Origin of the sequence: Paenibacillus sepulcri (assembly GCF_042647105.1) — a bacterium.
Classification (GTDB): Bacteria; Bacillota; Bacilli; order Paenibacillales; family Paenibacillaceae; genus Paenibacillus_Z; species Paenibacillus_Z sepulcri.
Map to the genome: position 1 here is coordinate 5,256,532 of NZ_JBHRUP010000001.1, position 17,345 is coordinate 5,273,876.

At 53.9% G+C, this 17,345-nt stretch carries 11 protein-coding genes; 8 read left to right on the forward strand and 3 right to left on the reverse strand.

The window, feature by feature from the left end; genetic code table 11:
- Positions 1-8 precede the first annotated feature (8 nt).
- Positions 9-1,004: an ABC transporter permease gene (locus ACFOLF_RS23170; protein ID WP_210038772.1), complete on the forward strand. Its 996-nt coding sequence runs from the start codon at positions 9-11 to the stop codon at positions 1,002-1,004.
- A gap of 87 nt (positions 1,005-1,091) precedes the next feature.
- Positions 1,092-2,144 carry an ABC transporter substrate-binding protein gene (locus tag ACFOLF_RS23175; RefSeq protein WP_210038773.1) on the forward strand — a complete coding sequence of 351 codons (1,053 nt, stop codon included), beginning with the start codon at positions 1,092-1,094 and terminating at the stop codon, positions 2,142-2,144.
- Between the two features lie 703 nt (positions 2,145-2,847).
- On the opposite strand, the gene ACFOLF_RS23180 is transcribed toward ACFOLF_RS23175, so the two are convergent.
- From ACFOLF_RS23180 to ACFOLF_RS23190, 3 genes are all read right to left on the reverse strand, one after another.
- Positions 2,848-3,366, reverse strand: a complete 519-nt coding sequence (locus tag ACFOLF_RS23180; protein ID WP_210038774.1) for a DUF302 domain-containing protein — start codon at positions 3,364-3,366, stop codon at positions 2,848-2,850.
- Positions 3,367-3,641: 275 nt separating this feature from the next.
- A complete protein-coding gene (locus ACFOLF_RS23185; protein ID WP_210038775.1) occupies positions 3,642-4,091 on the reverse strand; it encodes a GNAT family N-acetyltransferase in 450 nt (149 codons plus the stop codon).
- Between the two features lie 258 nt (positions 4,092-4,349).
- The gene (locus ACFOLF_RS23190; protein WP_210038776.1) at positions 4,350-6,410 is read right to left on the reverse strand and encodes a GxGYxYP domain-containing protein; all 2,061 of its coding nucleotides are present in this window, start codon (positions 6,408-6,410) and stop codon (positions 4,350-4,352) included.
- A 385-nt stretch (positions 6,411-6,795) separates the two neighbouring features.
- Between ACFOLF_RS23190 and ACFOLF_RS23195 the strand changes: the two genes are divergently transcribed.
- The 6 genes from ACFOLF_RS23195 to ACFOLF_RS23220 all read left to right on the forward strand — a co-directional run bounded on the left by ACFOLF_RS23195 (position 6,796) and on the right by ACFOLF_RS23220 (position 17,177).
- A complete protein-coding gene (locus tag ACFOLF_RS23195) occupies positions 6,796-7,959 on the forward strand; it encodes a GntR family transcriptional regulator (RefSeq protein ID WP_210038777.1) in 1,164 nt (387 codons plus the stop codon).
- Positions 7,960-8,200: 241 nt separating this feature from the next.
- Entirely contained in the window at positions 8,201-11,245 is a 3,045-nt protein-coding gene (locus tag ACFOLF_RS23200) for an alpha-mannosidase (RefSeq protein ID WP_210038778.1), read from the forward strand.
- Positions 11,246-11,391: 146 nt separating this feature from the next.
- Positions 11,392-12,306: an ABC transporter permease gene (locus ACFOLF_RS23205; RefSeq protein ID WP_210038779.1), complete on the forward strand. Its 915-nt coding sequence runs from the start codon at positions 11,392-11,394 to the stop codon at positions 12,304-12,306.
- A gap of 13 nt (positions 12,307-12,319) precedes the next feature.
- On the forward strand, positions 12,320-13,213 hold the full coding sequence (locus tag ACFOLF_RS23210) for a carbohydrate ABC transporter permease (RefSeq protein WP_210038780.1): 894 nt from the start codon (positions 12,320-12,322) through the stop codon (positions 13,211-13,213).
- Positions 13,214-13,278: 65 nt separating this feature from the next.
- Positions 13,279-14,964 (forward strand): extracellular solute-binding protein, encoded by a 1,686-nt coding sequence (locus tag ACFOLF_RS23215; protein ID WP_210038781.1) that lies wholly within the window; start codon positions 13,279-13,281, stop codon positions 14,962-14,964.
- Positions 14,965-14,990: 26 nt separating this feature from the next.
- The gene (locus ACFOLF_RS23220; RefSeq protein WP_210038782.1) at positions 14,991-17,177 is read left to right on the forward strand and encodes a hypothetical protein; all 2,187 of its coding nucleotides are present in this window, start codon (positions 14,991-14,993) and stop codon (positions 17,175-17,177) included.
- Positions 17,178-17,345: the final 168 nt, after the last annotated feature.

A 17,345-nucleotide genomic window follows, 5' to 3' on the forward strand; every position in this document is an offset into this window, starting at 1 on the left:
ATTGGGCTATGAAGGATACGGTAATGGTATCCCCGAAACCGAAATTTGCGTTTAAATCGGGGCTGCAGCAGTTTTTGGCTTTCGGCAGTTTGATTCTGATGATTGTTTTTTTCTCACTTGCATCCAGCAACTTCTTTCATTTTTCCAACATGGTTGGAATTCTGCTCTCAACCGCGGTAATCGGCGTGCTTGCGCTCGGTTCGACATTCGTCATTGTCACCGGCGGGATCGATCTGTCGGTGGGAACGGTGATGACGCTGTGCGCAGTTATGACCGGGGTGTTTATTACGATGTGGGGGCTGCCTGTGCCAGTCGGCATTATCGGCGGGCTGCTCACCGGAGCGCTGTGCGGATTGATATCCGGAGTCGTCATCGCGAGGCTCGGCATACCGCCCTTCATCGCGACGCTGGCCATGATGATGATCGCAAAAGGGCTGGCGCTTGTCATCTCGGGCACGAAGCCGGTTTATTTTACGGATACCCCGGTGTTTATGGAAATTTCGCAGGGTTCACTGCTGGGCGAGTTGATTCCCGGCTTCGATATTCCGAATGCAGTGCTCATCTTCTTCCTCGCGGCGGTGATCGGCAGCATCCTGCTTGCCCGCACGATTGTCGGACGGTATAACTTCGCAATCGGCAGCAATGAAGAAGCAACGCGCCTGTCCGGCGTCAATGTCCGCAACTGGAAAATCGTGATCTATACGATTACCGGTCTGTTCACGGGTCTTGCCGGGATCCTGATCGCCTCGCGTCTTAACTCGGCTCAGCCGTCGCTTGGTTCGGGCTATGAACTGGAAGCGATTGCGGCCGTGGTTATTGGCGGCACTTCGCTCAGCGGAGGCAAGGGCACCATCGTGGGCACCGTCATCGGCGCATTGATTATGAGCGTGCTGACGAATGGTCTCCGCATCTTGTCGGTGCCGCAGGAATGGCAGACGGTTGTCGTCGGCTTCGTTATTCTGCTCGCTGTCTATGCGGATATTCTGCGCCGGCGCAAAGCTTGAACCAATGCTTGAACAGCAGGGCGTTCTTCCGCGAGAGAGGCGCGGGGGAATGGAAAACAGCAATCATACTATGGCATAAAAGGGGAAATGAAGATGAAAAAGAGTTTGTTTGTTTTGTTGGCAGCGTTCGTATTAGTCCTCACCGCCTGTGGTTCGAATGGTAACGGAGGCAACGGGAATGCAAACGGCGGCAATGAGCCGGCTCCGGCAGCAGACCCTGCGGCCACTAACACCGATAACGCGAATGCCGGCGCCAATGCGCCTGCGGAAAAAATGTATATTCCGCTCGTTTCCAAAGGATTCCAGCATCAGTTCTGGCAAGCGGTTAAACAAGGCGCCGAGAAAGCCGCTTCCGAATTTAATGTAGAAATCACATTTGAAGGTCCGGAGACGGAATCGCAGGTGGATAAACAGCTGGAGATGCTGCAGGTCGCGCTGGACAAAAAACCGAGCGCCATCGGCTTCGCCGCTCTCGACAGCCAGGCATCGATTCCGCTGCTGCAAAAAGCCAAGGATGAAGGCATTCCGGTTATCGCCTTCGACTCGGGCGTGGACAGCGACATTCCATCCAGTCTTGTCACGACGGACAACGTTGCCGCAGCAGGCACGGCCGCAGACAAAATGGCTGAGCTGATCGGCGGAAAAGGCGAAATCGCGATAATCGCCCACGATCAAACCAGCCGAACGGGGATTGACCGCCGCGACGGATTCGTGAACCAGATCAAAGCAAAATATCCCGACATCAACATCGTCGACATTCAATACGGCGGCGGCGACCATCTGAAATCAACCGACCTGGCCAAAGCGATCATGCAGGCTCACCCGGATCTGAAGGGCTTCTTCGGCACCAATGAGGGATCTGCAGTCGGCGTTATCAATGCGGTAACCGAAATGAAGGCCGAAGGCAAAATTACCGTAATCGGCTACGACTCCGGCAAAGCGCAAATCGACGCGATCAAAAGCGGCCTGATGGCTGGCGCGATTTCCCAAAATCCGGTCGGCATCGGCTACGAAACGGTCAAAGCGGCGGTAGCTGCAGCCAAAGGCGAAACAGTTGAAGCCTTAATAGACAGCGGCTTCGTCTGGTACGACAAAACGAATATCGACAGCGATGAAGTGAAAGCTGTTATTTACGAGTAATACCGAGGCATCAAGATTCGTCCCGATACCGGTCATGTAATGAAAACAATCGCTCTCCACTTGGTTATTCAGACCAGGCGGGGGGCGGTTTTTTATTTTACGAGACGTATCGGCTTGTATAGTAGGGCCGAAAAGGCAGCCCCGGCACTAACCCAGCGCTTGCCAGGCTCAACTGGCGTCTCCAGTGAGGAAAAACCTTCTTGTATGCACATCAGCCGCTGTAATCGGCTCTGCAAGCCGGAAAAACCTCACTGCAGCACTAATCCGGCTCTTGCCAGGCCCAACTGGCATCTCTAGTGAGGAAAAACCTTCTTGTAATCACACCAGCCGCTGGAATCGGCTCTGCAAGCCGGAAAAACCCCGCTACAGCACTAATCCGGCGCTTGCCAGGCCCAACTGGCATCTCCTTCTGAGGGAGCTATAGGAATGACTTTTTCAATGTTCGAGCGAGATTGCTTCCGTCCACGACGACCGCTTTTACCGCTTGGCCCAGTGTGAACAACCCCAGGGGAGCTCTTAATGAGGAGGCTTGGATCGGCATTTTAACCGTTGTTTCATTAAGTCCAAGCTTCTTCAATTCATCCGACTTGATATCGACTATTTTCTATGAACCGGACACTTGCTGCCAAGCTATAGCGTGGAAGCAAAAATAGCAGCCCACGCTTAATCTCCAATGATGAAGAACATGCGAAGGGCGCCGATATTAACGATTATTGCTTTTGACGGCCTGTACGACACGATCCATTCTGTGGTCGAGCAGGTAGCCGATTTCAACCAGAGCCGGGTTGTTGAATACCGCCAGAAAGGAAGAAGGGCGGTCATAAGCGATGATGGCGCCGCCCGGATTGCCATTATCATAAAGACAAACATGGAACGGCACATAGAGGCTGGCCCGGATATCGATGGAAAGGATTTGCTCGGCCACGATCCCGTTGCCCACAATATACAGACAGCAGCGTTTGATTCCATTATGAAGCGACGTCAAGCGGCCCTGATTCACCTTGAAGAAAATCATCAGCCCATGCGGGCCGGCCATGGTCTGGAAGGCTGCCTTCACTTTGTCCCAGGGCGCTTCGGCTTCGATGAGCGCGTTCTCGATGACCGGGTCCCAACGTCCCAGCTCCCGCTCGAAGGCGGGCATAAGATCCTCATAACTGAGCCCCGTAGGGATATCCTCCCGCTTGATCAGGGTATCGGTAACTATTTTGCCGCTGTATGGCATGGGAATCCTCCTCTTCATTTATCTGAAGGCGGCTGTCGTCTCAGCACAATACAGGGTATGCCCGGACTTCCTGAATTGGTGCCTGCTCTCCTTGAGGGGGCTGCACAGGCCATTCTGCTGACGATACTTTTCCTATATTATGGCATATGGTAAAATTTAACTATTCCCAATAAATCGGAGGTTATTCATGCTCAGAGAGGCAGAATAGCGGGATCTGGCGAGGTGCCAAGGGGTTTAAGAGTATCTGGATTAGATAATTCGCCACAATTTATCCCTTACATATGCATAATAAATCCCGTTTTCTTCCCTTTCACGAATCCGGCCTGCTCGTAAAACCGATGTATTTCTTCTCTGTGGGAACCCGTCATCAGCATCAGCTTATAACAGTTCCTTTCCACGGAAATCTCTATCGCTTTCTCCAGGGCCATACGCCCGAACCCGTTCCTTCTATATGCTTCATGTGTGACGACATTTTCTATCAATCCATAGGGTCTTGCACTTCGGGTCAGGTTCCTGACAATGACAAGGACGCAGGAAGCGGCGATAACTTCATTGTGCTCGACCACTATGATTTTCATATTCTCGTCCTTCAGGATATCCTGCCAAAGATCAGCCAATTCCTGATCTCTTGCCAGCTCCGGATCAGCCGGCTGCAGAAACTTATAAAGCAGCAGGAGCTCTTCCAGTTCATCTTCCCGAATGAATCTGCTTAGGGTGGTACTCAATTTGCCTGCACCTGCTTTCCATGAGGGTTGAGATCATTGTATAACATCACAGGTGTTTTCTTCATTATCATTTTGCGGATGGCTTCTAAGAGAAAAGGATCAAAATCAATCCCTATAAGCTACCGGCAGCGTTGAAGACACAAAACAAAAGAACCGCAGCACGAGATCAATAATCTCGCTTTGCGGTTCTTAATTTTCCTGCCCGTTACAGCCAGGCTCCATTCTTTCCTTCGTGACTGTTCTACACGATTACAGCCATCAAGGCTTCGCCGGCAGCTTATTCGCTTCGCGGATAAGCGAGAAGTACTGGTCGGCCAGAACGGCTTTGTACTCGGGCCCCAGCGAATCGGAAATTGCCGCGACATCGGTTGGCGTCAGGCTCCAGGCGAGCAGTCCCAGGGACACAAACAGCGGCGATTTGCCGTCCCATTTGGCTTTGGCGTCCTCCAGAATACGCTTGCCGTCCTGCACGGTGCTGATGCCCTGAATGATCGATACGGGAAGGCTGCCGTTCACGATTTCAACGCCATAACGATCCTCCCAGCTCAGGAACAGGCCGGCCGCATGATAGTTCTGCTGGTAGGCGTCGGCTACTGATTGGCTGAGCGGAATGTTCTGGCCGTCTACCCGGTTCAGCACATACGGTACCGTCATGCCGCTTTTCTTCAGATAGGTGTAGGACTGCTTCAGGAATGCCGGCAGCGTGGACTTGGGCCATGCATCCGGATAGAAATATCCGGCTCCCGAAGGACCGGCAATCAACTGATCGTTCATGGTCGCTGTCCGGTTGTAGTAGTCCAGCATAGCCGGAGCTCCGTCAACCAGCAGCGGGCTTGAGGTCCAGTTGATCGGCACTTGGCCGCGGCCCGGATCATCCCATAAAATCCGCATGCGATGCTGGTTGTATTGGAAATTATCGCCTTCGCTGAAGGTGTAGGTGACGTAGATTTTGTTCTCCAGCTTTGGCTTCTGCGGTTTCTGGTCAGGGGTATAGGACTTGGCCTGAGCTGCGGAAAACACGGTCAGGTTGCTGAACCAATCTGCCGCAAGCACATAAACACTATGGTTGGATGTGACTTCAACCGAGCTGAATTCGCCCTCGACATCGTTGCTGAACCATCCCAGGTAAGGAGTCCCGGGCTGTACGTCCGACAATATCTTCTCGAACAGCGCTTTCTGCTCCGGAATATTGGAATCCAGCCAGAACACCATTGCCTTGTTCGCCACCGCGTAATCGCGGAGATAGCCGTAAGGCTCCTTTTGCTCCGAGGATGGCGGCTCTTCATTGCCTGCCAGTACTTTGTATTGATTCCACATGTCCACGGAAGCGGTCAATTTCCCGGTTCCGGCGGGCACGGCGAATTTGTAGACAAAATAGCGGCCGTTATCGGCAAAACGATGCCCTTCATTTCCTGCGGAAAGCTGCGAGCTCTGGGCGTCATAGAGGAACGGCTCCTCCTCCGGCGTGCCGGGAATGAACTGTGCGATGACCTGGTCATCGGCCTTCACTGTCACCTGATGCACAGCCGCACCCCAGCCATCCTGGGTAAAGGCGTCTTCAAAACGCAGATAAACCGCCTCTTTGCCCAGCAGGGATGACAAGTCCAAATCATAGGCTTGGCGGTTATTGCCGTCGCGTTCCTGGGTGGTATCCTCCGCCAGCACTTTGAACGAAGCCGGAAGGCCGGGAGGCAGCTTGACGGATGTATCCGGGCTCAAACCGATCAGCATACGGTGGGTCGCCTGTTTCCACAGATTATCGTACTGCCAGGTGTAGGCGTCCAGCCGGTCCTTGAATTTGCCCTGAAGATCATCGAGTACCTTCAGATTGTAGGGAGCCCCCGTCAAATTGGCTGCGAGTTCGGGGCTTGCGACAATCGCATTTTTCAACCCGGCCAGCGTCGTTGCGACATTGATGCTGTCCGGCACTTTCGGATCATAGACAATGATGCCCTTGATTTCATTTTTGAATTTGAGCACAATGTCCCAGTAATCGTCACGTACCTTATAGGGGACATCCAGATCGTTCAGCCATGCGAATTTGCCCTCCTCCTTGTTCTCCAGCAGGTAGACACGGGGCTCCGCACGGTTTACCACTCCCTGCAGGGTGGCCATCATCAGCTTGATATCCCCGGGAGCGTCATAGACATCGGCTACCTCCAGCTGCTTCGCCTTCGCGAAGGATGGAAGCGCTTGCGAATTTGGCCAGTTGATAGAGCCTGAGGACGGAGGCTTGGCTGCCGGTTCAGCAGATACAGCGATGGACAGAGAGAACAGACAGATTAGAGCAAGGCTTACGCTGGTTAATTTTCGAATCATGAACAAAACACCTCAACTTTATGCTGATTTGGCGAAGCGCTTGAAGAAGAAGCAGGGCTTGAGCAGCGCAGCGGCTGCTTTTTGCATGAACGGTTGAACGTGACCGTCGCGTACTGAGGCCTGATTATTTGTAATCGCTCATCTCCTCTCTGGTCGAGACATAATACATATTAAATATATTATACTTAATAATTTCAAGTCATTCGACAAAACCTCCCAAGAAATAGGGCTGAATAAGGCTTAATTAGTTCAAATGACGGAAGAGCCGAACTATTTTTTTCCAAAAAAAGCTTGTTTAAGTCCTGCCTGGACCATGCTCATGCAGTTGCGTTATACCAATCTAGGATATAATATATATTACAAATATCTGAAGTCTGGTGATAAAATGAGCACGGCTGATCGAATACCGCTTTACCAGAAAGTCCAGGAGTATATTCGCGAGCTTATTGATTCCGAGGGGCTGAAGACCGGGGATCGTATTCCGACGGAGAAGGTGCTGATGGAGCGCTTCAATGTCAGCAAGATCACGGTGGTCAACGCCTTATCCGGACTTGCGAATGAGAAGATTATTAACCGCGTGCCCGGAAGAGGCAGCTTCGTCAGTGACCGGGAATCGCAAATTCAGCTGGAGGCCGCCGGCGCCCATGAGGATCAGATGGTTGAAACGGTTGGATCCGAGGCCGGTCTGCGCTCGCGCATCATCGGTTTTGTCATGCCCTCCATTGACGATTACTTTGCCACCCGTCTGATCAAAGGCGTTCAGAAGGCGCTTGGCGAGAAGAATTACCGGATGATGATCCTGCTTTCCAACGGCGAGCTTGAGGAAGAGAAGGAAGCCATCAAGGCGCTTAAGGACATCGGTGTCGAAGGAATGCTGGTTTTCCCGGTAGATGAGGAGCAGTACAACGAGGAAATTATCGGGATGAAATTCAGCGGTTTTCCCTTTGTGCTGGTGGACCGCTATCTGCCTGGCGTGGAAACCAACTATATCGCCGCCGACGGCAGGATGGGGACGGGCCTTGCGGTGGATTACCTGTGGGAGCTGGGGCACCGGGAAATTGCGATTTGTTCGGATTCTCCGCTGCAAACGGTTACGGTACAGGAGCGGATCGAAGGGTATATGAATGCGCTTAAGAACAAGGGGGCGCTTATCAACCCCGCTCACATTATTACCGGGTTTCAAGTAGAGAGCCTGAAAGACGCGGAAACGCACCCGTTATTCCGCTATATCCGCAACAAGATGGCAACGGCTTACATTACCCTTAACGGCAGGCTTGGGGTGCAAATTTACCAAATGGCCGGTCAGGCCGGTCTAAGTGTTCCACGGGACTTGTCGATTGTAAGCTTCGATGATCCGACGGCGATCGTCGAGGAATTCAGCACGTTTACGCATATCAAACAGTTTGAGTATGATATGGGCTACCGCGCGGCGGACAAGCTGCTGGAAGTCATTCATGCCGGTGAAGGCCGCGTCGGCAAATACAGCAAAACCTTGATTGAGCCTGAGCTCGTTATCCGTCAAACGACCGGCCCGAATGCTTCCTCATAGCTTCGCGGAATCAACGTAATTTAAGACCTCTTCCCATCGTGGAAGTGGTCTTTTTTTTATTTATTCGAATCGATAACCGATACTTCTAAGGCTTTTTATAAATTAAAATAATTTTAATATATTGAATATATATAATATTTATATTATATTGGGATGGAGAGTTCGTTTAGAAGCATTTGGAATCTGCATTTTATGCTGCGGTACATCCAATTTCATCATGACATCGCCCAAGGAGGCCAACATGCCATACGAAACAGTGAAAACAAACCGATTAAAATCCATGCTGGAACGGCTGCAGGCCCATATCTATGAACCCGTTGCGGATTTGCGGGTGAGCGCTTGGGTCACGCCGGAGCCGGTCTCCTATGAGCAGCGGATGTCAGGAGCCCAAGTAGACCTTGCTCAAGGCGACCGGTGGGGCAGCCTGTGGGACTGCGCCTGGTTCCGCTTCACCGGTCAAGTGCCGGAGAGCGCCAGGGGAGCCAAGGTTGTCCTGCTCATCGATGTGAATGGCGAGCTGTGTCTGGTCGATGAGGAAGGCTCGCCGGTGCAGGGGCTGACCAATATCAATTCGGAATTCGACTACGAGCTTGGCCTTCCGGGCAAGCGGGTGGTGCATATCAGCCCGGAATCCGCGGGATCGGAGGCCATAGATATTTGGGCCGACGCGGGCTGCAATGATCTGTTCGGCCGGTACCGCAGCGGCACGCTGAAGGAAGCCGTCATCGCGGTCTGCCGCGAGAATGCCCGTCAGCTGTACTATGACGTGGAAGTGCTGCTGGAGACGGCGGAGCTGCTGCCTGCCGGAACGGCGCGCAAGGAGCGTCTGCTGCGCGTGCTGTACGATGTCTCGCTGCTGCTGACCGAGCTTACGGATGAACGCATTGCCAAGGCGCGGGACCTCCTGGGCAAGCAGCTGGCGAAGCGCGGCGGCGATCCGGTATTGACCGTCAGCGCGGTCGGCCACGCGCATATTGATCTGGCCTGGCTGTGGCCCATCCGCGAGACGATCCGCAAGGGGGCAAGGACATTCTCGACGGCGCTGCGGATGATGGAGCAGTATCCGGATTATATTTTCGGAGCCAGCCAGCCCCAGCTTTACGACTGGATGAAGCGGCATTATCCGAAGCTGTATGCGCAGATCAAGGAGCGCGTACAGGAAGGACGGTGGGAGCCGCAGGGGGCGATGTGGGTCGAATCGGATACGAATGTGCCAAGCGGGGAGTCGCTGGTCCGGCAGATTCTGTACGGCAAGCGCTATTTCATGGAGGAGTTCGGCCAGGAGATGAAGACGCTCTGGATGCCTGACGTGTTCGGCTATACCGCCGCTCTGCCGCAAATCTTGAAAAAATCCGGCGTCGATTCGATGATGACGCAGAAGCTGTCCTGGAGCACCTACAACCGTCATCCCCATCACACCTACATGTGGGAAGGCATAGACGGCTCCAGGGTGCTGACGCATATGCCTCCGGAGGATACCTACAACAGTCCGGCGGCGCCGCGTTCCATTCTGAAGGCGGAAGCGCAGTACCTGGATAAGAACCTTTCGGACAACTGCCTGATGCTGTTCGGTATTGGCGACGGCGGCGGCGGCCCGGGGGAAGAGCATCTGGAGCGGCTTGCCCGCGAAGGCAATCTGCTTGGCCTGAGTCCGGTCGTTCAGGAAACCTCGGCGCAATTCTTCGAGAAGCTGAGCGTAGATACGGAGCGTTACCAGACCTGGAGCGGGGAGCTCTACCTGGAGAAGCATCAGGGCACGCTGACCAGCCAGGGCCGCAACAAATGGTACAACCGCAAGCTGGAGAAAGCGCTCCGCGAGCTGGAGTTTGCTGTTGTGCTGGCGCAGCTGAACGGCCAGGCTTCCGCTCCGTCAAGCGAGCTGGAGGAAATCTGGAAAGAAGTGCTGCTCTACCAGTTCCATGATATTCTGCCAGGCTCATCGATCAAGCGGGTCTACGATGAATCGCTTGAGCGGTATGCGCTGCTGCTTGCGCGTGTGGAGACGCTGATTGCAGAGGCTTACTCCACGGTTGTGGCGGGGAGCGCTCCGGCGGTAGCGGTAGCGGCGGCCCATAGCGCTGCGGGACCTGCAGCCATCTTCAATTCCCTTCCATGGGAGCGCGATGAGTGGCTGAAGCTGAGCGGGCAATGGGTATCCGTCACTGTGCCGGCAATGGGCTATGCGCTTGCCGAAGCAGGTGCTGACGCTTATGAAGCCCGCTCGGGCAAGCTGCGGACATCGGCAGAGGAGCGCCAGGTGGAGAACGGGCTGCTTTCCGTGACAATCGGGGAAGACGGCGCTATCGTATCCATCTGGGATAAAGAGCATCAGCGGGAGGTGGTCGCCCCGGGGCAGCGGGCGAACGATCTGCGCATCTACCACGACGACGGCGATGCCTGGGACTTCCGCCAGGATTACCGCCATACCGGAGGCGCTCCGCTTGCGCTTGAAGAAACGGCTGCATTCAGCGACGGACCTGCGGCAGGCCTGATCCTGCAATACCGGTACGGGCAATCCACTCTGACGCAGAAGCTTGTGCTTACCGAGGGGAGCCGCCGGATTGATTTTGTCACGAAGGTGGATTGGAAGGAATCCGGGCGGATGCTCCGCACATCATTCCCGGTCGATGTCCGCTCGGACAGTGTCAGCTGCGAGATCCAGTTCGGTTACCTGAAGCGCCAGACGCATCGCAATACGATGTGGGATTATGCCAAAGACGAGATTTGCGCCCACCACTGGGTCGATCTCTCCGAAGCGGATTATGGCGTTGCGCTTCTGAATGACAGCAAATACGGCTACAGCGCAGCGGGCAGCATTCTTGATCTGAATCTGCTGCGCAGCCCCTCCTATCCCGATCCGGAGGCAGACCGCGCCGTGCATGAATTCACCTATTCGCTTTATCCCCACGGGGGCAATCATGTTCAGGCCGAGGTCTACAAGCGCGGTTATGAACTGAATGTTCCCGTGCGTGCGGCAGCCGTACCGGCAGGTCAAAGAGGACAGCGGCAGTTGTTAGAAGGAACTTCGCTGCTTGCGCTGGATCATCCGAACGTCATGATCGAGACGGTCAAGCAGGCGGAGGATGGCAATGGCATCATCGTACGCATGTATGAAACGGCCGGCACAAGGCTGAAAACCAGGCTGACAACCGGCTTCGCGTTCTCGGAAGCCTGGTCGACGGACTTGATGGAGACTAATGGCGGGCAGCTTCATCCCGAGGACGGGAAGCTTGCGCTTGCCTTCGTACCGTTCGAAATCAAGACGTTAAGGCTTACGGCTAACTGACGCTTAATGGAGTAGCAAACGATCAATGAACGGCGGGAAACATCCCTGTTAAGGATACGGGGTGCCGGAAAACCGGTGTGCGGCGGTTGCTGCGCGCCGGCTATCCCAAGACGCACCCCTTAAATCCAGGAAGGAGGCTGACGACGATGAAGGATTCCCTGCTGGGGAAACGAATTTGGCGTCATAAATTATTTTATCTGTTCATGCTGCCCGGTATCGTCTGGTTTTTTCTGTTCTCTTATGTTCCGTTATATGGCATTCAGGTGGCGTTCCGCGATTTTAATTTCATGGGGGGGTTCACCGGAAGCCCATGGGCCGGGATGAAATACTTCCAGCAGTTCTTTGATTATTACCAATCCGGAACGATCATCCGCAATACGATCATCATCAGTCTGATGAAGCTGTTGATCGGGTTCCCCATGCCGATTATATTAGCCATTCTTCTGAACGAGGTCCATAACCGCAAATTCAAAAAAGTTGTGCAAACGCTTTCGTATTTGCCATATTTTGTATCCTGGATTGTTGTGATCACCCTCATGCAGCGGCTGCTGACTCCATACGGAGGACCGGTCAATGACATGATTACCACCGTTTTCGGTACGAGTCCGATTCAGTTCATGAATAATACGTCATGGTTCTACCAGGTGGTCCTCGGCTCGGATATCTGGAAGAATATCGGCTGGAACTCCATCATCTACATGGCGGCGATCTCGGGGATCGACCAGCAGCTGTATGAGGCGGCGAAGATCGACGGCGCCGGACGATTCCGCCAAATGTGGCATGTCACGCTGCCGGGCATCCGCAATATTGCAGTGATTTTGTTAATTCTGGCCACCGGGAGCCTTATGAATGCGGGTTACGAACAGCTTCTGCTTCTGAATGGCCCTGCCACAACGGCCATCGGCAGCGTACTCGATGTGCATGTCATCACCGCAGGTATTTCGGAGGGCCGTCTCAGTTACGCCGCAGCGGTTGGTCTGTTCCAGAGCTTGATCGCACTGATTCTGGTTGTAACGGTGAACCAATTAGCTCGTAAATACAGCGATGTATCCCTGTTCTAAGGAGTGATGTGAGTTGAGTCAACGGAGGTTTTCACTATTCAGTCTGTTCAATTACGTCATTCTGGCGTTGATTGCGTTTACGATGGTTTATCCCTTTATTTATATTCTCGTGTACTCGTTAAACGACGGCAAGAATTCCATGCTTGGTGCGCTGTACTTCTGGCCGCGTCAATTTACGCTGGATAATTATGTGCAGGTGTTTGATAACCCTTTGATCTGGCAGGCCTATAAAATCACGATTGCACGCACGCTGCTGGGGACGTTCCTGCATGTGGCACTCTGCACCTTGATGGCCTATGCCTTATCCAAAAAGTCACTGCCGGGCCGGACCTTCTTCACCTTTTATATTTTTCTTCCGACCATCTTCAGCGCAGGGTTCATTCCTTATTTCATTACCCTTCAGAAGCTGCACCTGATTAACAGCTTCTGGGTTTATGTCATTCCGATGCTGTTCAGCTTTCTGCATATTGTGATCATCCGGACCTTCTTTCAGGGAATCCCGGAGGAGCTGGAAGAGTCGGCGCGTATTGACGGATACGGGGACTTTCAAATTTTCCTGAAGATTATTCTTCCCTTATCCGGTCCTGTTCTGGCGACAATTGCACTGTTCATCGGGGTTGCGCACTGGAATGATTGGTTCACGGGCGCCTATTACGTAACCGACAAGAAGCTGATTCCCGTTCAGACTTTGCTTCAGCAATTGCTGACCGAAGCGGAAGCGCTCTCATCTTCCATGCAGCGTTCGCAGCAGCAGGGCGGGCAGACCATCAGCACCAATGCCGGAGCCACTCCCGAATCCATGCGTATGGCCCTCTTGGTCATAACCGTCTTTCCCATCTTGTGCATCTATCCGTTTTTGCAGCGGTATTTCGTCAAAGGCGTCATGATCGGTTCGGTAAAAGGATAGAAAGCTATGGATAAGCGTTCCGATCCGGAACTTTATCATAAATCTCATTAATCAGGAGGGTTTGCATGAGAAACAAGAGGTATGGAAGTGCAAAAGCACTGCTGGCCGTAGGCTTGATTGCGGGAATGATCGCCGGCTGCAGCAATTCCGGCGGTAATGGATCGACAAATGGAAATACAAATGCCCCATCAGGCGGGAATAACGGCGGGGGTAATGAAACGGAGCAAGTAACGGTCTCTATTCTTCATAACTGGAATGGTTCTACGGGTGCCGATACGGACATGACGCCCGTCAGCGAGTACATCAAAGAGAAAACCGGGATTACGGTGAAATGGGAGTATACAAAAGGCAGCGAAGTAGAAAAGGTGAATACGATATTCACCACGCAGGAGCTTCCGGATATTTACACCGGACCGGCTTGGGGCGGGGAGCTTGACGGCATTATCAAGGCGGCCAAGGAAGGCCAGCTGGTCGATTTGACCGATAAGCTGGACAAATATCCGAATCTGTCGAAGGCCGTCGCCAAAGAAAATGTCCCTCCTGCTTTGTATGACAAAGCCATCGGCGGAATCAACGGCAAGAAATATTTGCTTTATCAGAATCAACCCGCCACGGACGAGGATGCGACCGACTGGCTGTACGGCTTTTATGTCCGCAAGGATGTGGCCGACAAGCTTGGGGTGGATCCGCAATCCGTCGTGACGAAGGATGACCTGTACAATTTTCTGAAGAAAATCAAAGACGCCAACCTGCAGGAGAATGGCATGCCTGTCATGCCGCTTGGCGGATTCAGCAACGGCTGGGCCGTCGGGATCGGCAATACGATGTTTTATGGCAGCGATTATCCGGTCAAAGCGGACGGGACATTCGAGCATATTTTCTTCACGAAGGCTTATGAGGACTATACGCTGTATTATCGCAGGCTGATTGCCGAAGGGCTGCTCGACCCGGAGACCTTTACCCAGACAGACCCTATCGCCAAAGAAAAAATTACGCAGGGCCGCGTCGCCGTGCTGGCCGCTCACTATCCGGCAATCCTTGACGCGTCCAAGGAATATTTGAAAACGCATCCAGGCAGCGAGTATATTCCGCTTGGTCCATTGGAGCGGGCGGGAGCCGAGCCTGACCGGCCTGCTGATCTTGGGATTCAAGGCAACAATGTAACGGTGATCACGAAAAAGGCTAAAAATGTGGATGCCGCTCTGCGCCTGCTCGAGTATCTGGCGTCTGACGAAGGTACGCTGCTCGTTCGTTATGGCGTTCAAGGCGTACATTGGGACATGGTAGATGGCAAGCCGGTGGCGAAGAAAGAATGGTTCGATAAATTTATGGCAGATACGACAGGCAAATTGAAGAAAAACGAAGGCCTTACCGACGGCTTCGAATCGCTTGGCGGGCAGGACCGTACGATTTCCCTGGGAGCCGGAGATATTTGGGCAGACCAGGACCGGATCGCCATTATGGACAAAGCGCGCAAGATTCTCCGTCCTAACGGAATCAGCGTCATTTCGGCCTATAATCCGGGGGATGCCGTGAGCAATTCACCGCAGTGGGAAACATTGAAGCCGTCTATGGATCAGATCGGCGATGTCTGGAAAACGGCTATTTTCGCCAAATCCGATGATGCGGCGCTGAAGGTTATTAACGATCTTCGCGGGCAGATGAACAAAACGGGTTACCCGGAAGCGATTCAATATGCCAATGAACAATTAAAGGGCAAAGAAATTGTGAAGCTGCAGATGCCGAACTAATCGAATCGATCCAAGGAGGGAATAGCATGAGCCGAGGAACGAAAGCAAATCCCGAATGGACCGGATTTCAGGAATCACGTCCTTACGGGCCAAAATATGATTTGCGCACTGATTTTGTCATGGTGTACGGGATATCAAACGACCTGCCCGAAAGAATCGAAGGGTGGAAGAAGGCGGGCTACACGATCCACCTGATGACGGGCGTTTCGTGGGGGCAGTATCAGGATTATTTGTACGGCCGTTATGACGGGCGCGATCACTGGGACGAGGCGCAGGCCGAGCGTGGAGGAACGCATCTGCTGCATGGCAAGGATGTGCCTTACATGGTGCCCACAATTTCGTTTGCCGAATATCTGGCCAGCCATATCAAGAAGGCCATTGACTGCGGCGTGGAAGCCATCCATATGGAGGAGCCTGAATTTTGGGCGGCCGGCGGCTATTCGGAGGCGTTCAAGCGGGAATGGCTTAATGCTTACGGGGAGGGGTGGATTCCGCCCCATTCCTCGCCCGACGCCCAGTACCGGGCGTCAAAGCTGAAGGCTGCGGTTTATTACCGGGCGCTGGACCGGATTTGCAGCCAGATGAAGGAATATTCGCTTGTCACCTATGGCCGGACCGTACGATTCTATGTGCCGACCCACAGTCTGATCAACTATACGCAGTGGCGGATTGTCAGTCCCGAGGCGCTGCTGGTATCCATGCCTTCCTGCGATGGCTTCATCGCCCAGATCTGGACGGGAACGGCGCGGACGCCGAATGTGTATCAGGGCGTCCGCCGCGAGAGGACCTTCGAGACGGCTTTTCTGGAGTACGGCATTATGCAGGAGTTGACTCGCGGTACGGGGCGGGAGATGTGGTTCCTGCACGATCCCATTGAAGATAATCCCCGCTACAGCTGGAGCGATTACCGGAAGAATTACCGCTCGACTGTTGTCGCTTCGCTGCTGCATCCCGGCGTCAGCCAGTATGAAGTATGTCCATGGCCGCGACGGGTATTCGAAGGCAGTTATCCAACCGAGGACGGCACAGGCAAAGAAACCATCCCCGGCAGCTACGCGACGGTCCTGCTGACCGTAATGAGCGTGCTTCGGGATATGCATAATCACGAAGAAGCGGAGGCGGGCGAGGCCTATACCTCCGGGGTCGGGCTGTGTCTGGCCAATTCGGCCATGTATCAGCGCGGGGAGGTGCTGGCTCCCGGCGAGGAAGAGGCAGCAGCGTTCAAATACGACGGCACGACAACCGCCGATCTGCTGTCGCCGCCCCAGCAGGAGCTGCTGGACTGGTCGTCGTTCTATGGGCTCGCCCTGCCGCTTGTCAAGGATGGAATCCCGCTGCGCCCGGTGCAGCTGGACAATATCCTGACCTTCCCCGGCTACCTGGAGGATTACCGGGTACTGCTGCTCAGCTATGAGTTCATGAAGCCTGAGCATCCCGGCATTCATCAGGCGATTGGGCAGTGGGTCAGAGAAGGCGGCGTGCTCATCTATGTCGGCGATGGCTCGGATCCTTTCCACGGGGTCCAGGAATGGTGGAACAATGCCGCCAGCCGCAAGCGGTATGAGCGTCCGGAGCAGCATTTGTTCGAGTCGATGGGGCTTGGCCTTGATCCGCTGGAGGGTGAGCATTCGGTTGGCAGCGGCGCGGTGCTGGTTCACCGGATTGATCCGGCCAGCCTGTCCAGATCCGGAGAGGGTGCGAAGCAGGTGCAGGCAAGCGTCCGCCGGGCCTTGGCGATTCGCGGTGAAGAGGGGCAGTACAAGGCGAGGGGACATTTGCAGATCAGACGCGGCCCTTATCTGATTGCCCATCGGCTGGACGAGACGAATACGGCTGAGGATATCCGTTTCGAAGGCCGGTATATCGATTTGTTCGAGGCGGAGCTGCCCGTTCTTCAAGGGGTAGCGCTGAAGCCCGGAGAGGACTGCCTCCTCTATGATTTGAGCTGGACGAGGGAAGGGAGCGGCGCTGCGGAAATTCTTATCAGCTCGTCGCAAATCCGGGATGAGCGGCTTGAAGCGAACCGTCTCACCTTCTTCTCCGAATCCCCGTCCGATATGACTGTCAGTACGCGGATTCGGATGGCAAATGAGCCGGTGCGTGCAGTGGCTGGCGGGCAGCCGGCCGAGTGGAGCCGGGATGCAGAATCCGGAACCGTGTTGGTCCGTTATCCGGGAAGTCCGGAAGGTGTTGAAGTCACTCTGGAATGGTAGCTCATAATCAGCAATCATGAAATAAAACAAGCCGTATGAACGATTGCGTTCATACGGCTTGTTTTTTTGTTCAGCGTTCCAGAAGTACAGGTTTGCGTCATGCCTTTTCCCTGCCTCTTGAAAGCTCAGAGGGAAGAGGTTTGTATTAATCATAGGACCGCGAGAAGT

Bases quoted from the DNA above. Each gene is read 5' to 3' on its own strand.
- ACFOLF_RS23170 (WP_210038772.1), top strand. From the start codon at position 9: ATGAAGGATACGGTAATGGTATCCCCGAAACCGAAATTTGCGTTTAAA.
- ACFOLF_RS23175 (WP_210038773.1), top strand. From the start codon at position 1,092: ATGAAGATGAAAAAGAGTTTGTTTGTTTTGTTGGCAGCGTTCGTATTA.
- ACFOLF_RS23180 (WP_210038774.1), bottom strand. From the start codon at position 3,366: ATGCCATACAGCGGCAAAATAGTTACCGATACCCTGATCAAGCGGGAG.
- ACFOLF_RS23190 (WP_210038776.1), bottom strand. From the start codon at position 6,410: ATGATTCGAAAATTAACCAGCGTAAGCCTTGCTCTAATCTGTCTGTTC.
- ACFOLF_RS23195 (WP_210038777.1), top strand. From the start codon at position 6,796: ATGAGCACGGCTGATCGAATACCGCTTTACCAGAAAGTCCAGGAGTAT.
- ACFOLF_RS23200 (WP_210038778.1), top strand. From the start codon at position 8,201: ATGCCATACGAAACAGTGAAAACAAACCGATTAAAATCCATGCTGGAA.
- ACFOLF_RS23205 (WP_210038779.1), top strand. From the start codon at position 11,392: ATGAAGGATTCCCTGCTGGGGAAACGAATTTGGCGTCATAAATTATTT.
- ACFOLF_RS23215 (WP_210038781.1), top strand. From the start codon at position 13,279: ATGAGAAACAAGAGGTATGGAAGTGCAAAAGCACTGCTGGCCGTAGGC.
- ACFOLF_RS23220 (WP_210038782.1), top strand. From the start codon at position 14,991: ATGAGCCGAGGAACGAAAGCAAATCCCGAATGGACCGGATTTCAGGAA.